Origin of the sequence: Streptomyces collinus, assembly GCF_031348265.1 — a bacterium.
GTDB lineage: Bacteria > Actinomycetota > Actinomycetes > Streptomycetales > Streptomycetaceae > Streptomyces > Streptomyces collinus.
The window spans coordinates 6,190,468-6,210,690 of sequence record NZ_CP133771.1; the positions used below are offsets into that span (position 1 = coordinate 6,190,468).

Genomic DNA, 20,223 nt, shown 5'->3' on the forward strand with positions numbered 1-20,223 from the left:
TGCGGCCGGTGGCCGGCCTGCGTCGGCGCAGTCCTCCTCACGGGCAGTGCCAGCGCGTTCGCCGTGTACACGGCCAAGGCGGTCCTGCCACCGGGCTCCGCGCCCGGCAGGACCCCGGCCGGCGTCCTGCTGGCCGTGGTCACCGGCCATCGCCATCGCCACCCTCGCGGCGCGTCTGCTGACCAGGCCGGGCGGCCCGCTGCGGCCCTCGACAGCGAGCCTGCATCCCCGAGAGAGCCCGGGTCTGCCGCTGCGCCCGGTGTTCACCGCCACGTGCGCGGCCTCCGCCGCGGGGCTGGGCGGCGCTTTCGTGGGTGCCGCCACCCAGGGGCTCCAGCACGGACTGCACGTCGGCATCGTCCTCGCCGCCTACAACACAGCATGGCCCAACCACGTCCTGTGCATCACCTGGTTCGCCGTCCGGCGGCTACTGCCCTGGCGCTTCATGCGCTTCCTCGCCCTCCTGCACGCAGGCGAGATCCTCCGGCAGGAGGGCCCCCTCTACAGCTTCCGCGCGGTGGAGCTCCAGAACTACCTGGCCGCCACCCACGCCCCGGCCCGTGGCCGGCCCATACCGAGGCGCCGGGACGATCTTCCAGAGCGCCGCCCCGGGACCGGCGCGCCCACATGCGGGCGAACCTCCCGGTGAACAGCCCGGATCGTCGCCGCGGTGCGAACCCGGCAAGCCGGCGAATCGCCTACCGGGCCGCACTCCACCCTCGACGGCATCCCCACCCGGACCGCCCCTGCCGAACGGCCGGACCGGCCTGCCCCCGGCGCCCGGCGCCCGGCGCCTGAACCGCCAGGGCGCCCGAGGCAGGGAATCCGTTTCACGGGCACGCCCTCCCGCCCCATAGGATTGGGCCAAACCACATTCACTCACCCCTGAGGATCGCTGCATGCCTGGCATCACGCGCGAGGAGGTCGCCCACCTCGCCCGGCTGGCGCGTCTGGAGCTGAAGCCCGAAGAGCTCGAGCACTTCGCGGGACAGCTGGACGACATCATCGGCGCGGTCGCCCGCGTCAGTGAGGTCGCCGACCAAGACGTACCGCCGACCTCGCACCCGCTCCCGCTGACGAACGTCATGCGCGCGGACGAGGTCCGTCCGTCGCTCACCCCCGAGCAGGCGCTCTCCGGCGCCCCGGCCCAGGAGCAGCAGCGTTTCAAGGTGCCGCAGATCCTGGGGGAGGACTAAGAAGTCATGACGGACATCATCAAGCTCACCGCCGCCGAGACCGCCGCGAAGATCGCCTCCGGCGAGCTCACCGCGGTCCAGGTCACCGAGGCCCACCTCGCCCGCATCGAGGCCGTCGACGAGAAGGTGCACGCCTTCCTGCACGTCGACCGCGAGGGCGCCCTCGCCCAGGCCCGTGCCGTGGACGAGAAGCGCGAGCGCGGCGAGAAGCTCGGCCCGCTGGCCGGCGTACCCCTGGCCCTGAAGGACATCTTCACCACCGAGGGCGTGCCCACGACCGTCGGTTCGAAGATCCTCGAAGGGTGGATCCCGCCCTACGACGCGACGGTCACCCAGCGGCTCAAGGCCGCCGACGTCGTCATCCTCGGCAAGACCAACATGGACGAGTTCGCCATGGGGTCCTCCACCGAGAACAGCGCCTACGGCCCGACCGGCAACCCCTGGGACCTGACCAAGATCCCCGGCGGTTCCGGCGGCGGTTCGTCCGCCGCGCTCGCCTCCTTCCAGGCCCCGCTCGCCATCGGCACCGACACCGGCGGTTCCATCCGCCAGCCCGCCGCCGTCACCGGCACGGTCGGTGTGAAGCCGACGTACGGCGCGGTCTCCCGCTACGGCATGGTCGCCTTCTCCAGCTCCCTCGACCAGGGCGGGCCCTGCGCCCGTACGGTCCTGGACGCGGCGCTGCTGCACGAGGTCATCGCCGGGCACGACCCGCTCGACTCCACGTCCATCGACGAGCCCGTCCCGGCGGTCGTCGAGGCCGCCCGCAACGGCAGCGTCGAGGGCATGCGCGTCGGCGTCGTCAAGCAGTTCCGCGGCGAGGGCTACCAGGCCGGCGTCATCCAGCGGTTCGACGAGTCCGTCGCGCTGCTGAAGGAGCTGGGCGCCGAGATCGTCGAGCTGGACTGCCCGTCCTTCGACCTGGCGCTGTCGGCGTACTACCTGATCGCGCCCTCGGAGTGCTCCTCCAACCTCGCCCGCTTCGACGGCCTGCGCTACGGGCTGCGGACCGGCGACGACGGCACGAACTCCGCCGAGGCGGTCACCTCCCTGACCCGCGAGGCCGGCTTCGGGCCCGAGGTCAAGCGCCGCATCATGCTCGGCACGTACGCCCTGTCGAGCGGCTACTACGACGCCTACTACGGCAGCGCCCAGAAGGTCCGCACGCTGATCAAGCAGGACTTCGACAAGGCGTTCGAGCAGGTCGACGTGATCGTCTCCCCGACGACCCCGACCACCGCCTTCGCGATCGGCGAGCGCGCCGACGACCCGATGGCGATGTACCTCGCCGACCTGTGCACCATCCCGACCAACCTGGCGGGCAACGCGGCCATGTCGCTGCCGTGCGGTCTCGCCCCGGAGGACAACCTCCCGGTCGGCCTGCAGATCATCGCCCCCGTCATGAAGGACGACCGCCTGTACAAGGTGGGAGCAGCCGTCGAGGCGGCCTTCGTGGAAAAGTGGGGGCACCCGCTGATCGAGGAGGCTCCGTCGCTGTGAGCGCACTGTCCAAGGCCAAGGGCTTCAAGAAGTCCAAGTCCGGTCTGTACATCTCGATGGCCACGTCGGCGTTCGGCGCCGTCGGGGTCTACAAGCAGATCAAGAAGGCCCGCGGAGACAACGACACGCTGCGGCTGCTCGACGCCGTCGTGACCGGAGCCGCGGTCGTCACCAACCTGGCCATTCTCTATCGCGAGCTGAAGCAGCTGGGCGACGACGACGTTCTGCTGGGCTGAGAGGGAAGTACTCACCGTGACCACCACGACCGACCTGGTGTCGTACGAGGACGCACTCGCGTCGTACGACCCCGTCATGGGCCTTGAGGTCCATGTCGAACTCGGCACCAAGACCAAGATGTTCTGCGGCTGCTCGACCGCCCTCGGCCAGGACGCCAACACGCAGACCTGCCCGGTCTGCCTCGGCCTGCCCGGCGCGCTCCCGGTCGTCAACGCGACCGGCGTCGAGTCCGCCATCAAGATCGGCCTCGCGCTGAACTGCGAGATCGCCGAGTGGTGCCGCTTCGCCCGGAAGAACTACTTCTATCCGGACATGCCGAAGAACTTCCAGACCTCCCAGTACGACGAGCCCATCGCCTTCAACGGCTACCTCGACGTGCAGCTGGAGGACGGCGAGACCTTCCGCGTGGAGATCGAGCGCGCCCACATGGAGGAGGACACCGGCAAGTCGACGCACGTCGGCGGTGCCACCGGCCGCATCCACGGCGCCTCGCACTCGCTGCTGGACTACAACCGCGCCGGCATCCCCCTCATCGAGATCGTCACCAAGCCGATCGAGGGCGCCGGCGAGCGTGCCCCCGAGGTCGCGCGGGCCTACGTCCGTGAGCTTCGCGAGCTCATCAAGGCGCTCGGCGTCTCCGAGGCCCGCATGGAGATGGGCCAGATGCGCTGCGACGTGAACCTGTCGCTGCGCCCGCACGGCCGGGAGAAGTTCGGCACGCGCTCGGAGACGAAGAACGTCAACTCGCTCAGGTCCGTGGAGCGCGCGGCCCGCTTCGAGATCCAGCGGCACGCGGCCGTGCTGTCGTCCGGCGGCACGATCATCCAGGAGACCCGCCACTTCCACGAGGACACGGGGTCGACGACCTCGGGCCGTGTGAAGGAGGAGGCCGAGGACTACCGGTACTTCCCGGAGCCCGACCTCGTCCCGGTGGCCCCGTCCCGCGAGTGGGTCGAGGAGATCCGGGCCGGACTGCCCGAACTGCCGCTGGTCCGCCGCAGCCGGCTCCGCGAGGAGTGGGGCGTCTCGGCCACCGACATGCAGGCGATCCTCAACGCCGGTGCGCTGGAGCCGATCGTCGCCACGATCGAGGCCGGGGCGGACGCCGCCTCCGCCCGCAAGTGGTGGATGGGCGAGCTGGCCCGCAGCGCCAACGAGTCGGGCAAGGCCCTCGACGAGCTGGCGATCACGCCGGCGCAGGTGGCCCGGGTCACCGAGCTCGTCACCAAGGGCGACCTGAACGACAAGCTGGCCCGGCAGGTCATCGAGGGCGTCCTCGCGGGCGAGGGCACCCCGGACGAGGTCGTCGACAAGCGCGGTCTGAAGGTCGTCTCCGACGAGGGCGCTCTCACCACCGCCGTCGAGGAGGCCATCGCCGGCAACCCGGGCGTCGCGGACAAGATCCGCGGCGGCAAGGTGGCCGCGGCCGGAGCGCTGGTCGGCGCCGTCATGAAGGCGACCAGGGGTCAGGCCGACGCGGCCCGCGTCAAGGAACTGATCCTGGAGAAGCTGGGCGTCACCGAAGGCTGACCCCGGCGGACCCGACGAGGGGGGATGCACCGGACCCGGTGCATCCCCCCTCGTCACTCACACACGGCGGCCGACGACCCGGACGAAGCCCAGCGTCTCGCCCCGGTCCAGGCGCAGCATCTCGGCGCACTGGCCGGCCATCCGGACGTGCCACTCGTCCGTGTGCTCCTCGGCCACGACCTCGCACCAGCGCAGCCAGTCGCGCCAGCCGTCCTCCAGCCAGTCCGCGGTCTCGACCTCCACGGCCCCGCTGCGGGTCCAGTGGCGGCGCCACCAGGCCGCGGTGTGGAAGCACCAGAAGTCCGGCTCCCAGTACGGCTTGAGGTGCTCCGGCGGCTCGACGCCGTCGATCTCCTCGCGCAGCGCCGGTACGACGACGCCGATCCGCCCGCCGGGCTTCAGCAGCCGGGCCAGGTGGGGCAGGTACAGGTCGTCGGTGCCGAAGTACTGGTAGGCGTCGATCGAGACGATCGTGTCGAAGCCGCTCTCGCCGAACGGCAGGTCGTGCGCCTCGGCGAACACGGGCAGGACGCGGTCGGCGACGCCCGCCTGGGCGATGCGCCCGGCGTTCTCGTCGGGCTTGACCCACAGGTCGGCGGCGGTGACCTGGACGTCGTACTCCTTGGCGAGGAAGACCGACGTCATGGCGCGGCCGCAGCCCAGGTCGAGCACGCGGGAGCCGGGGCTCAGGGTGTCGAGCCCCAGGGCGGGGGCCAGCCACTCCAGCAGCCACAGCGCGTGCGGGCCCATCTGGTTGTCGATGGTCCAGCGGGCGTCGTAGCCGTTGCTGCGCGGGTAGCCGGGGTGGCTCACACGGTCAGTGAGGGGGTCGTTCGAGGTCCGGGAAGTGATGTCCGACATCGGTGGACGGGCTCCTTGAGTCCTTGAGGGAGAAAGGGGATGCGGAGGAGCTCGGTCGGACCGTCAAACAATGCACCTGCTTCAGCCGGGCGGCGGGAGGCCGCGGGCATTCCTCGGACCAGCGGACGCTAACAGCCGCCCCTCCGGCCCCGCACCCGCTTTTCGCCACCGGGCGCGCTACCGTCTCGGCCATGAGTGGACGTCCTGATTCCGGCACCGGTCCAGAGACGGCGGACTCGGAGGCGGCAGCAGGCCAGGACGAGTCCGTCGATCCCCTGGCCGCGTCCGACGACCCCCTGGACGAGTCCGTCGATCCCCTGTCCGCGTCCGACGACCCCTGGGAGGACGCGCGCCGGGCCCGCTGGACCGCGGTGGGCACCGGCGCCGCACTGACCCTCGCGGGCCTCGCCGCGGCGCTGCTCCGCCTCACCCGCTCCGCTCCGGCCCTCGTCCCGGCCGCGTACGCCGGCGGGGCCGCCCTCTGCGCTGCCGCCGCCGTGCTGGGCTCGCGCGGCCGTACCCGGCGGGCGCTGTGGCTGCTGGTCGCGGGCGTGATGGTGATGGCGCTGGGGGACCAGTTCGACTGAGTCCGGCCGCTGTGAATAAGCCCACGAAACCGACAAATGATCTCGTTGGTTTGTAAGAGTGGCAGCGCATTGCTCATGCGTTCTTTGCTGGCTGTTCAGTTCATGCACGACTGTTCCCGGCCAAAGATCCACACAAGGCAACTCCGGGAGCACGTTTCGTGGCAGCCCTCGCACGCTGGTGTGTCCAGCGCCGTCTGCTCAGCGTCCTGCTGTGGCTCCTCGCGTTCGCGGGGGTCGCCGCCGGCGCCGCCGTCGCCGGCACCACGTACTCGAACGACTACCAGGTCCCCGGCACCGAGTCGGGCCGCGCCACCGAGCTGCTGCACGAGGGCTTCCCGCGGCTCGGCGGGGACAGTGACACCGTCGTCTGGCACACCGCCTCCGGCAGCGTCCGCGCCGCCGACGTCGAGCAGACGATGACCCGCACCCTGGACCGGATCGAGAACCTCCCCGGGGTGGCCTCGGTCACCAGCCCCTACGACGGACCGGGAACGGGCCGCATCAGCGAGGACGGCCGCACGGCGTACGCCTCGGTCACCTTCGACGACCGGGCCGAGGACATCGCCGAGGGCGAGGCCCGGGCCGTCGTCGACACCGCCGAGAACGCCGAGACCGACGGACTCCAGGTGGAGCTGGGCGGCAGCGCCGTCGCGCTCACGGAGTCCTCCGGCGGGCACCTCGCCGAGATCGTCGGAGTGATCGTCGCGGCGGTGGTGCTGTTCCTCGCCTTCGGCTCGCTCGCCGCCTCCCTGCTGCCCATCGCCACCGCCCTGGTCGGCGTCGGCACCGCCTACGCCGGGATCGTGCTGCTCGGGCACGCCATGACCGTCGCCGACTTCGCACCGATGCTGGGCATGCTCGTCGGACTCGGCGTCGGCATCGACTACGCGCTGTTCATCGTCACCCGACACCGGCGCGGGCTGAAACGCGGCCTGTCCGTCGCCGAGGCCGCCACCAACGCCGTCGCGACCACGGGACGGGCGGTCGTCTTCGCGGGTGCCACCGTTTGCATCGCGCTGCTCGGCATGTTGATCCTCCGGCTGAGCTTCCTCAACGGCGTCGCCGTCGCGGCCAGCCTCACCGTGATCCTCACCGTCGCCGCCTCCGTGACCCTGCTGCCCGCCCTGCTGTCCTTCATCGGCATGCGCGCCCTCAGCCGCCGTGAGCGCCGCCGCCTCGCCGAACACGGGCCGGAACCCGAGGTGCCCACCGGCTTCGCCGCCCGCTGGTCGGCCTTCGTCGAACGCCACCCCAAGGTGCTCGGCGCGGTCGCCCTGGTCGTCATGGGTGTCCTCGCGCTGCCCACCTTCTCCCTGCACCTCGGCACCTCCGACCAGGGCAACGGCCCGAAGACCGCCACCACCCGCCAGGCCTACGACCTCCTCGCCGACGGCTTCGGCCCCGGCGTGAACGGCCCGCTCACCCTCGTCACCAAGGTCGACGGAGCCGACGACAAGCTCGCCCTGGACAACCTCGACGGCACCCTCCGCGCCACCGACGGTGTCGCTGCGGTCACCCCGGTGACCTTCGATTCCGGCGGCCACACCGCGTATCTGACCGTCGTCCCGGAGTCCTCCCCGCAGTCGAAGGACACCAGCGACCTCGTCGACCGGCTGCGCGGCGAGGTGCTGCCGCGCGCCGAGTCGGGCACCTCCCTCGACGTGCAGGTGGGAGGCATGACGGCCGGTTACGACGACTTCGCCGACGTCATCGTCTCCAAGCTGCCGGTGTTCGTCGGGGTCGTCATAGGCCTGGGCTGTCTGCTGCTCCTGCTCGCCTTCCGCTCCGTCGGCATCCCGCTGAAGGCCGCCGCGATGAACGTCGCCGCCGTGGCCTCGGCCTTCGGAGTGGTGGTCGCGATCTTCCAGTGGGGCTGGGGCAGCGAACTGCTCGGCCTCGGCAGCGCCGGGCCCATCGAGCCCTTCCTGCCCGTGATCATGGTGTCGGTGCTCTTCGGCCTCTCCATGGACTACCAGGTCTTCCTGGTCAGCCGGATGTACGAGGAGTGGCTGGAGACCGGCGACAACCGGCGGGCCGTGCGCGTCGGCCTCGCCGAGACCAGCCGGGTGATCAACTCGGCGGCGGTCATCATGATCTCCGTCTTCCTGGCCTTCGTCCTCAGCGGCGACCGCGTGATCGCCATGTTCGGCATCGCCCTGGCCGCCGCCGTCGCCCTCGACGCCTTCGTCCTGCGCACCCTCCTCGTCCCGGCCCTCATGCACCTGCTCGGCGGCGCCAACTGGTGGCTGCCCCGCTGGCTGGACAAGCGCATGCCGCGCATCAGCATCGAGCCGCCCGAGAGCCGCGCCGCCCATGAGAGGCTGGCCGCCGCGACGGACGCCGAGGCGGCGGACGTCCTGGCGGAGGAGGAGCGGCAGCGGGATGTACGCGATATCCCTGGGTGACGACGCCGAGCTGAGGCCCCTGGAACCCTGGCACGCCGGGGAGTTCCTGGCGCACCTGGAGCGGGGGCGGGAGTTCATCGGGCAGTACATCCCGTTCGGCACGACCGAGACGGATCTGCCCTCGGCCCGCGCCAAACTCCAGCGCTACGCCGACATGCGCGCCGCCGACACCGGCTCCCTGCACGGCCTGTGGCTGGAGGGGACGCTGGTGGGCGGGGTGCTGTTCCTGAACTTCGACGCGGCGACCGGAAACTGCGAGGTCGGGTGCTGGCTGGAGCCGGCCGCCACGGGCCGCGGCCTGGTCACGCGCGCGATGCGGGTCCTCATCGACTGGGCCGTCGAGCAGCGCGGCATCCACCGCGTCGAATGGGTCGCCGCCGCCGGCAACCGGCCCAGCCTGAACGTGGCCCGGCGACTCGGCATGACCCGGGACGGTGTGCGGCGCGAGGCCCACCCCTATGGTGGCCTACGGCACGATCTCGAAGTCTGGTCGGTGCTGGCACCCGAGTGGCGCGCCGCACGCGCGCGTGCCGCTCACAACGATCGTTAAGAGACTTCTCAGACAGCGACCCTACGGTGCGAGACATGGCAACGAACGCAGTGGACGAGACCGAGGCCACCCAGGCCACGACCGACGAGAAGGCGGTGGACACCACCAAGTCCGACGAGGTGCCCGAGACCGAGGTCCAGGCCGCGGCCGACGACGCGCAGACCAAGGAGGAGGCCCCCTCCGGCGTCGGACAGGGCGCAGCCGCCGTGGTCTCCGCCGCACTGGGCGTCGTCTCCCTCACCGGCAGCTGGATCGGCACCGTCGCCTCCGCGCGCCAGAACCTCGTCGGCCAGCTGGAGACCGCCCAGAACGCGGGCGTGGCCCAGCAGATCCAGGCGGTCTACGGCGACGCCTGGCAGACCACCGCCCTGTGGGGCGGCCTGTTCGCGCTGATCGCGCTGGTCGTCGGCGTCGTGACGCTCGCCCGGCCCGCGTTCGGCACGCCGGGCAGGATCCAGGCCCCCTGGATCAAGTCCGTCGCCTGGGCGGGAGTCGCGCTCGGCGTCATCGGCCTGTTCCTGGCCGTCCTCAAGTACACCGGCGTTCTGCTCGGCCTGCCCTCCGCGAGCTGAGAGCACGCGCTTCCTGAGGGGTCTCAGGCGGTTCCGTAAGCACCTTACGGAGCCCCTGAGGCCCCTCAGCCGTGTCTAAGGCCCCTCCCGTCGCCGAAGATGCGGAACTCTCCCGATGTGGCGGCCCCGCCTGGGAGACGAGAGTGAGGTCATCGCGGAGAAACGCTCCGTGACCGGCCTCTCCTCGAAGGACACACCATGCACGAGTACGAGCTCCAGCAGCTGCGCACGTCCGACCTCATCCGCCGGGCCGACCACGAGCGTCTGGTCCGCGAGGCGGCCCGGGCCCGCCGCGCCGCCCGCCACCAGGCGGACACGGACACCGCGGAGCACGAGAGCCATAGCCGCCGCTTCCGGCGGCCACGGTCCGCCCGGACCGCGTGAACACCGCGGCGGGACCGGCCCCGGCCGTGGCCGTCCGGCAGGCAGCGGCCGTCGTTCCCGCGGGAACGACGGCCGCTGCTGCGGCCGTTGCGCGGAAAACCGGTGCCGCGCTGTCGGACCCGCATGCGATGCTCGGGGCCGTGGAGACCCGGTCCGTCAGCCCCGTGTTCGTCGGCCGTGCCGAGGAACTGGGCACGCTGCACGACGCGCTCGTCCGCGCCCGCGAAGGCGAGCCGCAGGCGCTGCTCATCGGCGGGGAGGCCGGAGTCGGCAAGACCCGCCTGGTCGAGGAGTTCGCCGCGGCCGCCCGCGGCCACGAGGCGGTGGTCGCCCTGGGCGGCTGCGTGGAGATCGGCGCCGACGGTCTGCCCTTCGCTCCCTTCTCCACCGCGCTGCGCGCCCTGCGCCGCGAACTCCCCGGCGAGCTGGCCGCCGCGGCCGCCGGCCAGGAGGAGGAACTGGCCCGGCTGCTGCCCGAGCTGGGCGAGCCGAGGGCCGGCCGGCACGACGAGGACGGCATGGCCCGCCTCTTCGAGCTCACCGCACGCCTGCTGGAGCGCGTCGCCGCCGAGCACACCGTCGTCCTCGTCCTGGAGGACCTGCACTGGGCCGACGCCTCCACCCGCCATCTGCTCTCCTACCTCTTCCGCACCCTGCGCACCGGCCGCCTCGTCGTCCTCGCGACCTACCGCTCCGACGACATCCACCGCCGCCACCCGCTCCGGCCCCTCCTCGCCGAACTCGACCGGCTCCGCACCATCCGCCGCGTCGAACTCGCCCGCTTCAACCGCGAGGAGGTGGGACGCCAGATCGCCGGGATCCTCGCCCGGGAGCCCGCGCCGGACCGGGTCGACGCGATCTTCGAACGCTCCGACGGCAACGCCTTCTTCGTCGAGGAACTCGCCGTCGCCGCCCACGAGGGCTGCCGGACCGGCCTGACCGACTCCCTGCGCGACCTGCTGCTCGTCCGCGTCGAAGGGCTGCCCGAGGCGGCCCAGCAGGTCGCCCGGATCGTCGCCGAGGGCGGCTCCACCGTCGAGTACCGGCTGCTGTCCGCCGTCGCCCGGCTCGCCGAGGACGACCTCATCGAGGCACTGCGGGCCGCCGTGAACGCCGGCATCCTCGCCCCCGCACCCGCCGACGACGGCTACCGCTTCCGCCACTCCCTGGTCCGCGAGGCCGTCAGCGACGACCTGCTCCCCGGCGAACGCTCCCGCCTCAACCGCCGCTACGCCGAGGCACTGGAGACCGACCCGTCCCTCGTCCCCGCCGACCAGCGGGCGACGCGCCTGGCCAGCTACTGGTACCACGCCCACGACGCGGCCAAGGCCCTGCCGGCCGTCCTCAAAGCCTCCGTCCAGGCCCGCCGCCGCCACGCCTACGCCGAGCAACTCAGGCTCCTGGAAAGGGCGATGGAACTGTGGGACGCCGCCCCCGAGGCCGTACGCAAGACCCTGCGCCCCGTGGACTACGCCGAGGTCTACCCTCCCTGCGGCTGCGACCCGGCCACCACCGCGCTGCGCTACCTGGACCTGCTGGCCGAGGCGGCCGTCGCCGGACGGCTCTGCGGGGAGCGCGAACGCGCCCTGAAGATCACCAAGCGGGCGCTGCGCCTGCTCGACGAGGAGAACGACCCTCCGTCACGCTCCGAACCGCGTTCGAGCAGGAGCGACCCCCAGCGTTCCGCCTGGTTCTGGATCCAGCGCGCCCGGCTGGTGCAGAGCCTCGCCCGCGGCGACGGCTGGCAGGAGATCGCCACCGCTCAGGACCTGGTACGCGGCCTGCCGCCGTCCGAGGTACATGCCGAGGTGCTCGCCACGGCCGCCCACTGGTCGATGCTCCACGAACCAGGACCCGAGGTCCTGACCGCCGCCGAGCGGGCCGTCGAGTACGCGCGCATGGTGGGCGCCGAGGACATCGAGGCCAACGCCCGGCTCACGCTCGGCGGGCTCATGGTCGACGCCGGCCAGATCGAGGCCGGGCTGACGCACATGTACGAGGTCAGGGACGAGGTGGTGGCCCGCAGTCTCGCATCGGTCGCGGGCCGCAGCCATGTGAACCTGCCCTCCGTCCTCGAAGGCGTCGGCCGCTCCGAGGAGTCCGTCGCCATCCTCCAGGAGGGCCTGCGGCTCACGGGGAGGATGGGCCTGCGGACGGCCGAGGCCTGGATCTGGAGCAACCTGGCGGAATCCCTCATCTCCCTGGGCCGCTGGACCGAGGCCGCCGAGGCGGCGGTCAGCGCCCAGCGGCGCGGGCAGACGGCAGCGCCGTACGGGTCGGGGGCCAACAGCCTGGCCTTTCTCGCGCTCGCCCGCGGCGAGGTGCCTGAGGCGGGGCGTCATCTCGCCGAGAGCCGCGCCTCCTACGGCCCGCGCGCGCCCATGCCGCAGCACGACCTCCCGGTCGCCTGCCTCACCGTCGCCGTCGCCGTCGCCGAGGGCCGCCTTCTCGACGCCCGCGCCGAACTGGCCCGCACCCTGGAGTCCGGCTTCCCGCCCGGCACCCAGCGCTACGCCTGGCCGTTGCTGCTCGAAGCGGCCACCGCCGAGGCCGACGCCCGGACGCTGCCCGCCGCACAGGAGGGCCGCGAGGAGGTGCTGGCCGGTATCTCCGGGGCCGCCAAGCGCCTCACCACGCACGCCCCCGTCTGGCTGGCCCACGAGCGATGGGTCCGCGCCGAACTCCACCGCGCCGCGGACGGGAGCACCCCCGACACCTGGTCGGAGGTGGTCACCGCCTTCGAACCCCTGGGCCGGCCCTACGACCTCGCCCGCGTCCGGTACCGCCTGGCCGAGTCCCTGCTGACGTGCGGCGGGGAGGACGAGCGCGAGCGCGCCGCGGAACTGCTCCGCCTCGCCCACGCCGCCGCCCGCCACCTCGGCGCACGGCCGCTCGCCGACGCGGCCACCGCGCTCGGCCGGCGGGCCCGCCTCCCGCTCGCGCCCGCCGCGCGACCGGGTCCCGCACCCGCCGACCCCGCCGAGGCCCTGGGCCTCACCCATCGGGAACGGGACGTGCTGCGCCTGGTCGCGGCCGGCCACACCAACCGCCGCATCGCGCAGGAGCTGTTCATCTCGCCGAAGACGGCGAGCGTGCACGTCTCCAACATCCTGGGCAAGCTCGGCGTCTCCGGGCGGGGCGAGGCGGCGGCGGTGGCGCACCGGCTGGGGCTGTTCCCGGCCGAGATGCTCATGCCCGGTCCGGCGGGCTGAGGCATACGCTGTGAAGGACGTCGCGGATGACGTGAAGCCCGCGGCCCAGGGAGGCACACGTTGTTCAACATGTTCGAGGAACTGTTCTCGCCCGGGCGCAAACACACCCGCGACGAGCAGAACCGCCTGGAACTGACCCGTGAGGACGTCGGGGACGCCGACCCCGGACGCGGACCGATAGACCTCGCGTCCGGAAAGGTCGTCGTACGCCCGGCCGGCGAGGAGCCCGAGAGCCGCAGCTAGGGCCCTGGGCCTCGGGAGCCGCTACGTCACCCGCAGCTCCAGGATCCGGTCGTCCCCGTCCTTCGCGCTGCCCCGGCCGTCCGTGTTGCTGGTGACCAGCCACAGCCGGTCGCCGCCCGCCGGCACCACCGTGCGCAGCCGGCCGTACTCGCCCTCCAGGAAGGCCTGCGGCTCGGCCGAGGCCTCGGTGCCGTTCAGCGGGATGCGCCACAGCCGCTTGCCGCGCAGGCCCGCCATCCAGACCGACCCCTCGGCGTAGGCGATGCCGCTGGGGGAGGCCTCGGCCGTGGTCCACTGGTCGACCGGGTTGTGGAACTCCCCGTCGTCGGACCGGCCCTCGGCCTCCGGCCAGCCGTAGTTGTCGCCCGGCTTGATCGCGTTGAGCTCGTCCCAGGTGTCCTGGCCGAACTCCGAGGCGAACAGCCGCTGCTTGCCGTCCCAGGCCAGGCCCTGCACATTGCGGTGGCCGTAGGAATACACCGGCGAGTCCGGGAACGGGTTGCCCGGCGCCGGCTCGCCCTCCGGGGTCAGGCGGAGGATCTTGCCGCCCACGGAGTCCTTGTCCTGGGACAGGCCGGTGTCGCCGCTCTCGCCCGTGCCCACGTACAGCATCTTGTCCGGGCCGAACTCGATGCGGCCGCCGTTGTGGATGAAGCCCTTGGGTATGCCCCTGAAGACCGTGTCGGGCGCGCCGAGCTGCTCGCCGGAGGGCTTCTGCCCGTCGTAGATCATGCGGACGATGCGGTTGTCGGAGGCCGAGGTGAAGTACGCGTAGACCATGCGGTCCGAGGCGTAGTCCGGGGACAGGGCGATCCCGAGGAGGCCGCCCTCGCCCGCCGCGGAGACCCCCGGCACCTCGCCCAGTTCGGTCTTCTTGCCGGTCTTCTCGTCGACCCGGACGATCGTCCCCTCGTCACGGGAGGACACCAGCAGGCCGCCGCCCGGCAGGGGAGCGAGGCCCCAGGGGGACTCCAGCCCCTCGGCGACGGTACGCACGACCTTCACCGAGCCCTTGGCGGGAGGTGCCTCCTCGGCGGCCTGACGCGGCGGCGCGGACGACCCCGGTGCGCTACGGCTCGGGGAGGCGCCCTCGTCGTTGCCCGACGGCCCTCCGCCGTCGGACGAACAACCGGCCGTCAGCAGGAGCGCGGCGGCGGCCAACACGGTCGGCACGGCTCGACGTTGCACGATCATGGTCCCTTCGACGGGGCGGGTCCTCTCCCTGTCATACACCGCTCGCGGCTCCCAGGTTCCCGATCACGGAACGCCGAACCGGGAAGACGGGGTTTGCCCGAAACGCACCCGGGACGGAACCCGGCCTCAGTCCCACGACCCCTGGGCGGGGGGCAGCCGCGCTATCTCCTTCAGATCGTCGAGGCTCAGGCGCAGCGCCGCCGCGGCCGTGTTCTCCGTGACCCAGCGCTCCTGCTTCGTGCCCGGGACCGGGACCACGTGCGGGCCCTGGGCCAGCACCCACGCGAGGGCGACCTGGGCGGGCGTGACGTCGGTGCCGTGCCGACGGGCCACACGGCGCAGCCCCGCGACGACCGGCTGGTTCGCGGCCATCATCTCGGCCGTGAAGCGGGGGTGCCGGGCGCGCGGGTCGTCCGCCTCGAAGCCCGCGCCGGGCCGCAGCCGGCCGGTCAGGAAGCCGTTGCCCAGCGGCATCGCGGCGAGGAAACCGACCCCCCGTGTCCGGCACCAGGGCAGCAGGGTCTCCAGCGCCTCCGGCGACCACACCGACAGCTCCGCCTGCACCGCGCTGACCGGGAAGACCTGCTGCACCCGCTCCAGTTGCCGGATCGTCCCGTCGTGCAGCCGGGCCCCGGTCCGGCGGCCGGCCCGCGCCCCCACCGCGCACAGGCCCAACGCCCGTACCTTCCCGGCCTGGACGAGCTCCGCCATCGCGCCCCAGGTCTCCTCGACCGGCACTTCGGGGTCGGCCCGGTGCAGCTGGTAGAGGTCGATGACGTCCGTCTGAAGCCGCCGCAGCGACGCGTCGCAGGCCCGCTTCACGTACCCGGGGCGGCCGTTGGCGACGATGTGCTGGTCGCCCACGAGCAGCCCGACCTTCGTCGACACGAACGCGTCGGACCGCCGCTCCTTCAACGCCCGCCCCACCAGCAGCTCGTTGGTGAAGGGGCCGTACATGTCGGCCGTGTCCAGCAGGGACGCGCCCAGGTCGAGCGCCCGGTGCACCGCCCTGAGCGACTCGTCGCCGCGCCGCCTCGACGTGCTGTAGGCCCAGCTCATCGGCATGCACCCGAGTCCGACGGCCCCCACCGCGAGCGCCGCCGCGCCGATCGTCCTGCGCTCCACCTGGTCGTGACCCTCCCTGTTCGAGCCACCCCAACCTAACCTCTGCCGTCGCACGCTCCTGACATAGCCTCCAGAGCATGACTGCTGACGTGTGGCTGCCCATCCCGCCGGACGAGATCGACGGACTCCCCGAGGGCCCGGAGTACCGCTTCTGGAACGGCGGTGAGGACTTCCCCGCGGACCCGGCCGACTGTGCCTTCTACGTCGTCCCCTACATGAAGCCCAGCCCGCTGTGCGTACGTCCCATGGGACGGATGAGCAACGTCCGGGTCGTACAGACCCTCTCCGCCGGGATCGACCACGTGGAGCCGGGGCTCGGGCACCTGCCCGCGGGCGTGCGGCTGTGCAATGCGCGCGGGGTGCACGAGGCCAGCACCGGCGAGCTCACCCTCGCGCTGATCCTGGCCTCGCTGCGCGGGATCCCCGACTTCGTGCGCGCGCAGGACCGGGGGGAGTGGCTCGGTGGGTTCCGGCCCGCGCTCGCCGACAAGAACGTCCTCATCGTGGGATACGGCTCGATCGGCGAGGCCATCGAGGACCGGCTCGTTCCGTTCGAGGTGGCGCGGGTGGCGCGCGTCGCGCGCTCCGAGCGCACCACGGCGCGCGGGCCGGTGCATCCGCTCACCGAACTCCCGGCGCTGCTGCCGGAGGCGGACGTCGTCATCCTGTCCACCCCGCTCAATGAAACCACCCGCGGCCTGGCCGGAGCCGACTTCCTGTCCCGGATGAAGGACGGCGCGCTCCTCGTCAACGTCGCCCGCGGTCCCGTCGTCGACACCAAGGCCCTGCTCGCCGAGCTGGAGACCGGCCGCATCACCGCAGCCCTCGACGTCACCGACCCGGAGCCGCCGGCGCGCGAACACCCCCTGTGGCGTGCGCCGGGGGTGCTCATCAGCCCCCACGTCGGCGGACCCACCTCCGCGTTCCTCCCGCGCGCCAAGCGGCTCCTGGTGGACCAGTTGAACCGTTATGTGAACCGGGAGCCGCTCCGCAACGTGATCCTTACGACGGGTGCATCAACCGACTGAGAGAACCTTCGAGTACCGTCCGCAATCCTTCGGGTGCGGTGGGTACTCATCTATCTATTGATCGTCACGGAGCGTAGAGAACCTATGTCCCTGAGTGACGAGACTGGTGTATCGTCCCGACAGGGGCAGCGCCGGGGACCGTTCCGGCGCAGGGGATGGACACTTCGGACTGTGAGGGGGGCGACAGGCGATGCACGGCCTATGGACGAGCGATCCGACGGGACGGGGCTGCCGGCGGCGACCCTGGCGGACGGCCGCGGGCAGCCGCGGACGGCACGCCGATCACGTCGGCCACCACACCCGCTACGGCAAACGCCACAGCGGGCACCACAGCGAACACAGCCATCACCACCGCAGGCCCGGCAGCCGCAGGAGGCATGACCAGCCGGCCCGCCGGGACCCGCGGGGCCCGGGAGCGCGGCGGATGGGGAGGGCCCGGTGAGCGCGCCCCCCACCCCCACGCTGGACGGAGCGCTGCGGGCACAGCCTTCGTCCCCGGGCGCGCTGCTGCCCCGCACGCCGGTCACCGGCCACCGGCCGGGCCTGGCCCTCCAGCTCACCCTCGCCCTGGTCTGCGCGGGATACGCCGCAGGTTCCGCGTTCGGCTGGGGCTCGGCCGAGCTGGCCCTGATCATGGGTGACTTCGGGCTCAGCGCCGCGGCCGGCACCGCCGCCGTCTCGTGTTTCCTCTACGCCCGCAGCCGCCGCCCCGGCTTCCGGCCCGCCTGGCTGCTGTTCGGCCTCTCCTCGGCCATGGCCGCCCTGGGCAACCTGGTCTGGGGGTGGTATGAGGTGGTGCTGGGACTGCCCGTGCCCAGCCCCAGCTACGCCGACCTGTTCTTCCTCTGCTTCGCGCCGCCCGCGATCGTCGGACTGCTCGTGCTCGCCAAACGGCCGGTCACCAAGGCCGGCTGGGTCTGCCTCGGGCTGGACGCCTGGCTGATCGGCGGCTCGCTGCTGACGCTGGCCTGGAGCCTCGCCCTCGCTCAGGCCGCGAAGTCCGAAGGGCCGGGCGTGGCGCACACCGCGCTGTCGCTGGCGTACCCGCTGCTCGACATCGCGCTGGTCAGCATGGTGCTCGCCCTGCACTTCAGGCGGTCCGCGGTGAACCGCTCCGCGGTCAACACCGCCATCGGCGCCCTGGCGCTGACCGTGATGTGCGACGCCCTGTTCACCTCGCCGCTCATGCACCACGACTACCGCTCCGGCCAGCTGCTCGACGCGGGCTGGTTCGCGGGCTCGCTGCTGCTGGCGTACGCCCCGTGGGCCGCGCCCCGCGCGGAGGCCGACCGCCATGGCACCGACCGGCACGGCGCCACGGGGCACACCCGCGTGGTGCACGAGCACGTGCCGGGACAGCGCAGCGGCCCCCACCACCCCGTGCCCCTGCCGGGCGCCGACCACAGCCGGTACCCGGCCACCCGGCCCATCGCCGGCTCCCTGGCCGCGCTCACGCCGTACCTCGCGGCCGCGGTGTGCACCCTGGGGATCCTCTACAACGTCCTCAACGGCCGCAGCGTCGACCGCGTGGTCCTGCTGACCGGGGGCACGGTCGTGCTCGCGCTCGTCGTGCGCCAGGGCATCATGCTGCTCGACAACATCACCCTCACTCAGGAACTGGCGCAGAAGGAGAACCACTTCCGCTCCCTGGTGCAGGGCTCCAGCGACGTCATCATGATCGCCGCCCCCAGCGGTGTCCTGAGGTATGTCTCCCCGGCCGCCGCCGGTGTCTACGGCCGCCCGGCGGAGGAACTGGTGGGCACGGAACTGGCCCATCTCATCCACCCCGAGGACCTGGGCTGCGTCGTGCACGAGGTGCGCAGATTCCTCGCGGCCAACCCGGTCGAGGAACCCACCACGCGCATCGAGTGCCGCTTCCGGTCGGGTGGTGGGGGAGGCTGGCTGAACGTCGAGTCGACCGTCAACCGTCATCACGGCGGCCTCATCTTCAACAGCCGCGACGTGACCGAAAGAGTGCGGCTCCAGGCCCAGTTGCAGCACAACGCCGAGCACGACCCGCTCACGGACCTGCCCAACCGCGCCCTGTTCACCAAACGCGTCCAGCACGCCCTCTCGGGCCGCCGCGCCTCCGACCGGGGCGTGGCCCTGCGCAACACGGCCGTGCTGTTCATCGATCTCGACGGCTTCAAGGCCGTCAACGACACCATCGGGCACCAGGCCGGGGACGAACTGCTCGTCCATGCCGCCCGCCGGCTCCAGGACTCCGTCCGGCACGGCGACACCGCGTCCCGGCTCGGCGGAGACGAGTTCGCGGCCCTGATCGCCGGGGACAACACCCGCGACCGGGACGCCCGGGAGCGGCACATCCTGGAGCTCGCCGACCGCCTCAGGACGACGCTGTCCCAGCCCTACCTCATCGACGGCAACGACGTCCGCGTCAACGCCTCCATCGGCGTGGCCTTCGCCGAAGCCGGTCTCGGAGCGGGCGAACTGCTGCGCAACGCCGACCTGGCCATGTACCGGGCCAAGGCCGGCGGCAAGGGCCGTGTCGAGTTGTACAAGCCGCAGATGCAGCAGGACGTGGCTCGCAAGGCCGAGCTCGCCACGCGCCTGCGGGCCGCCCTGCACGACGGGGAGTTCGCCCTGCTGCACCAGCCGGTGGTGTCCCTGGAGGACGGCCGGATCACATCGGTGTCCGCGCAGGCGCGCTGGCGCTCCTCACAAGGGGTCCTCTTCACCCCGGCGGAGTTCCTGCGCGTGGCCGAGGACAGCGACAAGACCGCCGAGCTGGGCCGGTGGCTGATCGAGGAGGCCGTCGAGCAGGCCGCCGAGCGACACGCGACGGGGCTGTCCGTGCCGGTCGTGGTGCGGATGAGCGCCCGTCGGCTGCTGGACCGGTCGATGCCGCTGGGCTCGATCGAGGCGCTGCTCACGCGGCACGGGCTGCCGTCCGGGTCGCTGATCATCGAGCTGTCCGATGCCGACCCGAGAGTCTCGCTGGACGAGCTGGAGCGGCGTCTGGGCGCCCTGCGGCGGGTCGGTGTACGGATCGCGCTCGACGGGTTCGGCAGTGGCTACGCGGCGATCACGGCCCTCCGGCGCCTCCCCGTCGACGTCCTGAAGCTGGACCGCGGTCTGGTCGAGGGCGTCGTCGAGTCGGCCCGCCTGCACAAGATCACCAGTGGGCTGCTGCGCATCGCGGGCGACCTCGGGCTGAAGTCCGTGGCCGAAGGGGTGGATCTGCCGGAGCAGGTGATCGCCCTGCGCGCGATGGGCTGCACGCACGGGCAGGGCATGGCGTTCTCCGGACCGCTCGACGAGTACCGGCTGCGCCGGGCGCTCGCAGGCGGCCGTTATCCGGTGCCGGACGGACCGGTCGAACCGGCGTTCGCGGGCGGCGCCCCCCGGGTGTACAGCTCGGGTGTGTCCGCCGTCATCGGAGGCGGCACGGCTCTCCGCTCACATAATGAGACTCCCGTCCCACCCACTTGACAGTGAGTGCGTGCCGGGGGGAGGGTCAGTGCCATGCGCACCCGAATTCTCGTACTTGGAAAGCGCGTCGGCTGACGCTGAGCCTCGACCGCTCAGCGACCCCACCCGGCGCGCTCCCCTCGCTTGCCTTATGGCACGAGGGGTTT

The 20,223-nt window shown here is 72.3% G+C and carries 17 protein-coding genes; 14 read left to right on the forward strand and 3 right to left on the reverse strand.

Annotated elements, in window-relative coordinates:
- Positions 1-259: 259 nt before the first annotated feature.
- The 5 genes from RFN52_RS28340 (at position 260) to gatB (ending at position 4,463) form a co-directional block, all read left to right on the forward strand.
- Positions 260-649 (forward strand): hypothetical protein, encoded by a 390-nt coding sequence (locus RFN52_RS28340; protein WP_184850260.1) that lies wholly within the window; start codon positions 260-262, stop codon positions 647-649.
- A 250-nt stretch (positions 650-899) separates the two neighbouring features.
- A complete protein-coding gene (gene gatC, locus RFN52_RS28345; protein WP_007384860.1) occupies positions 900-1,196 on the forward strand; it encodes an Asp-tRNA(Asn)/Glu-tRNA(Gln) amidotransferase subunit GatC in 297 nt (98 codons plus the stop codon).
- A 6-nt stretch (positions 1,197-1,202) separates the two neighbouring features.
- Positions 1,203-2,696 (forward strand): Asp-tRNA(Asn)/Glu-tRNA(Gln) amidotransferase subunit GatA, encoded by a 1,494-nt coding sequence (gatA, locus tag RFN52_RS28350; RefSeq protein WP_184850262.1) that lies wholly within the window; start codon positions 1,203-1,205, stop codon positions 2,694-2,696.
- Positions 2,693-2,932 (forward strand): hypothetical protein, encoded by a 240-nt coding sequence (locus tag RFN52_RS28355; RefSeq protein WP_030851407.1) that lies wholly within the window; start codon positions 2,693-2,695, stop codon positions 2,930-2,932. The genes gatA and RFN52_RS28355 overlap by 4 nt, the downstream gene beginning before the upstream one ends.
- A 16-nt stretch (positions 2,933-2,948) precedes the next feature.
- Positions 2,949-4,463 carry an Asp-tRNA(Asn)/Glu-tRNA(Gln) amidotransferase subunit GatB gene (gatB, locus tag RFN52_RS28360; RefSeq protein ID WP_184850264.1) on the forward strand — a complete coding sequence of 505 codons (1,515 nt, stop codon included), beginning with the start codon at positions 2,949-2,951 and terminating at the stop codon, positions 4,461-4,463.
- A 57-nt stretch (positions 4,464-4,520) separates the two neighbouring features.
- Here gatB and RFN52_RS28365 read toward each other — a convergent pair whose 3' ends face one another.
- Positions 4,521-5,324, reverse strand: coding sequence for an SAM-dependent methyltransferase (locus tag RFN52_RS28365; protein ID WP_184850266.1), 804 nt, complete (start codon positions 5,322-5,324; stop codon positions 4,521-4,523).
- 191 nt (positions 5,325-5,515) lie between these two features.
- On the opposite strand from RFN52_RS28365, the gene RFN52_RS28370 reads away from it, so the two are divergent.
- The 7 genes from RFN52_RS28370 to RFN52_RS28400 all read left to right on the forward strand — a co-directional run bounded on the left by RFN52_RS28370 (position 5,516) and on the right by RFN52_RS28400 (position 13,277).
- A complete protein-coding gene (locus RFN52_RS28370; RefSeq protein ID WP_184850268.1) occupies positions 5,516-5,911 on the forward strand; it encodes a hypothetical protein in 396 nt (131 codons plus the stop codon).
- A gap of 158 nt (positions 5,912-6,069) precedes the next feature.
- Complete coding sequence (locus tag RFN52_RS28375; RefSeq protein ID WP_184850270.1) at positions 6,070-8,316, forward strand: MMPL family transporter; 2,247 nt, start codon at positions 6,070-6,072, stop codon at positions 8,314-8,316.
- Positions 8,294-8,866 (forward strand): GNAT family N-acetyltransferase, encoded by a 573-nt coding sequence (locus RFN52_RS28380; protein WP_184850272.1) that lies wholly within the window; start codon positions 8,294-8,296, stop codon positions 8,864-8,866. The genes RFN52_RS28375 and RFN52_RS28380 overlap by 23 nt, the downstream gene beginning before the upstream one ends.
- A gap of 35 nt (positions 8,867-8,901) precedes the next feature.
- A complete protein-coding gene (locus RFN52_RS28385) occupies positions 8,902-9,438 on the forward strand; it encodes a hypothetical protein (protein WP_184850275.1) in 537 nt (178 codons plus the stop codon).
- 198 nt (positions 9,439-9,636) lie between these two features.
- Positions 9,637-9,822 (forward strand): hypothetical protein, encoded by a 186-nt coding sequence (locus tag RFN52_RS28390; RefSeq protein WP_107459412.1) that lies wholly within the window; start codon positions 9,637-9,639, stop codon positions 9,820-9,822.
- Between the two features lie 128 nt (positions 9,823-9,950).
- Positions 9,951-13,034, forward strand: coding sequence for a helix-turn-helix transcriptional regulator (locus tag RFN52_RS28395; protein ID WP_184854065.1), 3,084 nt, complete (start codon positions 9,951-9,953; stop codon positions 13,032-13,034).
- 69 nt (positions 13,035-13,103) lie between these two features.
- A complete protein-coding gene (locus RFN52_RS28400; protein ID WP_373308608.1) occupies positions 13,104-13,277 on the forward strand; it encodes a DUF6191 domain-containing protein in 174 nt (57 codons plus the stop codon).
- 21 nt (positions 13,278-13,298) lie between these two features.
- On the opposite strand, the gene RFN52_RS28405 is transcribed toward RFN52_RS28400, so the two are convergent.
- Both RFN52_RS28405 and RFN52_RS28410 read right to left on the reverse strand, forming a co-directional pair.
- Entirely contained in the window at positions 13,299-14,471 is a 1,173-nt protein-coding gene (locus tag RFN52_RS28405; RefSeq protein ID WP_184850279.1) for a PQQ-dependent sugar dehydrogenase, read from the reverse strand.
- A gap of 126 nt (positions 14,472-14,597) precedes the next feature.
- Positions 14,598-15,596, reverse strand: a complete 999-nt coding sequence (locus tag RFN52_RS28410; RefSeq protein WP_184850281.1) for an aldo/keto reductase — start codon at positions 15,594-15,596, stop codon at positions 14,598-14,600.
- A gap of 77 nt (positions 15,597-15,673) precedes the next feature.
- Here RFN52_RS28410 and RFN52_RS28415 point away from each other — a divergent pair, with 77 nt between their 5' ends.
- Positions 15,674-16,624: a 2-hydroxyacid dehydrogenase gene (locus RFN52_RS28415; RefSeq protein ID WP_184850283.1), complete on the forward strand. Its 951-nt coding sequence runs from the start codon at positions 15,674-15,676 to the stop codon at positions 16,622-16,624.
- Positions 16,625-17,062: 438 nt separating this feature from the next.
- On the forward strand, positions 17,063-20,077 hold the full coding sequence (locus tag RFN52_RS28420) for a putative bifunctional diguanylate cyclase/phosphodiesterase (protein ID WP_184850285.1): 3,015 nt from the start codon (positions 17,063-17,065) through the stop codon (positions 20,075-20,077).
- Positions 20,078-20,223: the final 146 nt, after the last annotated feature.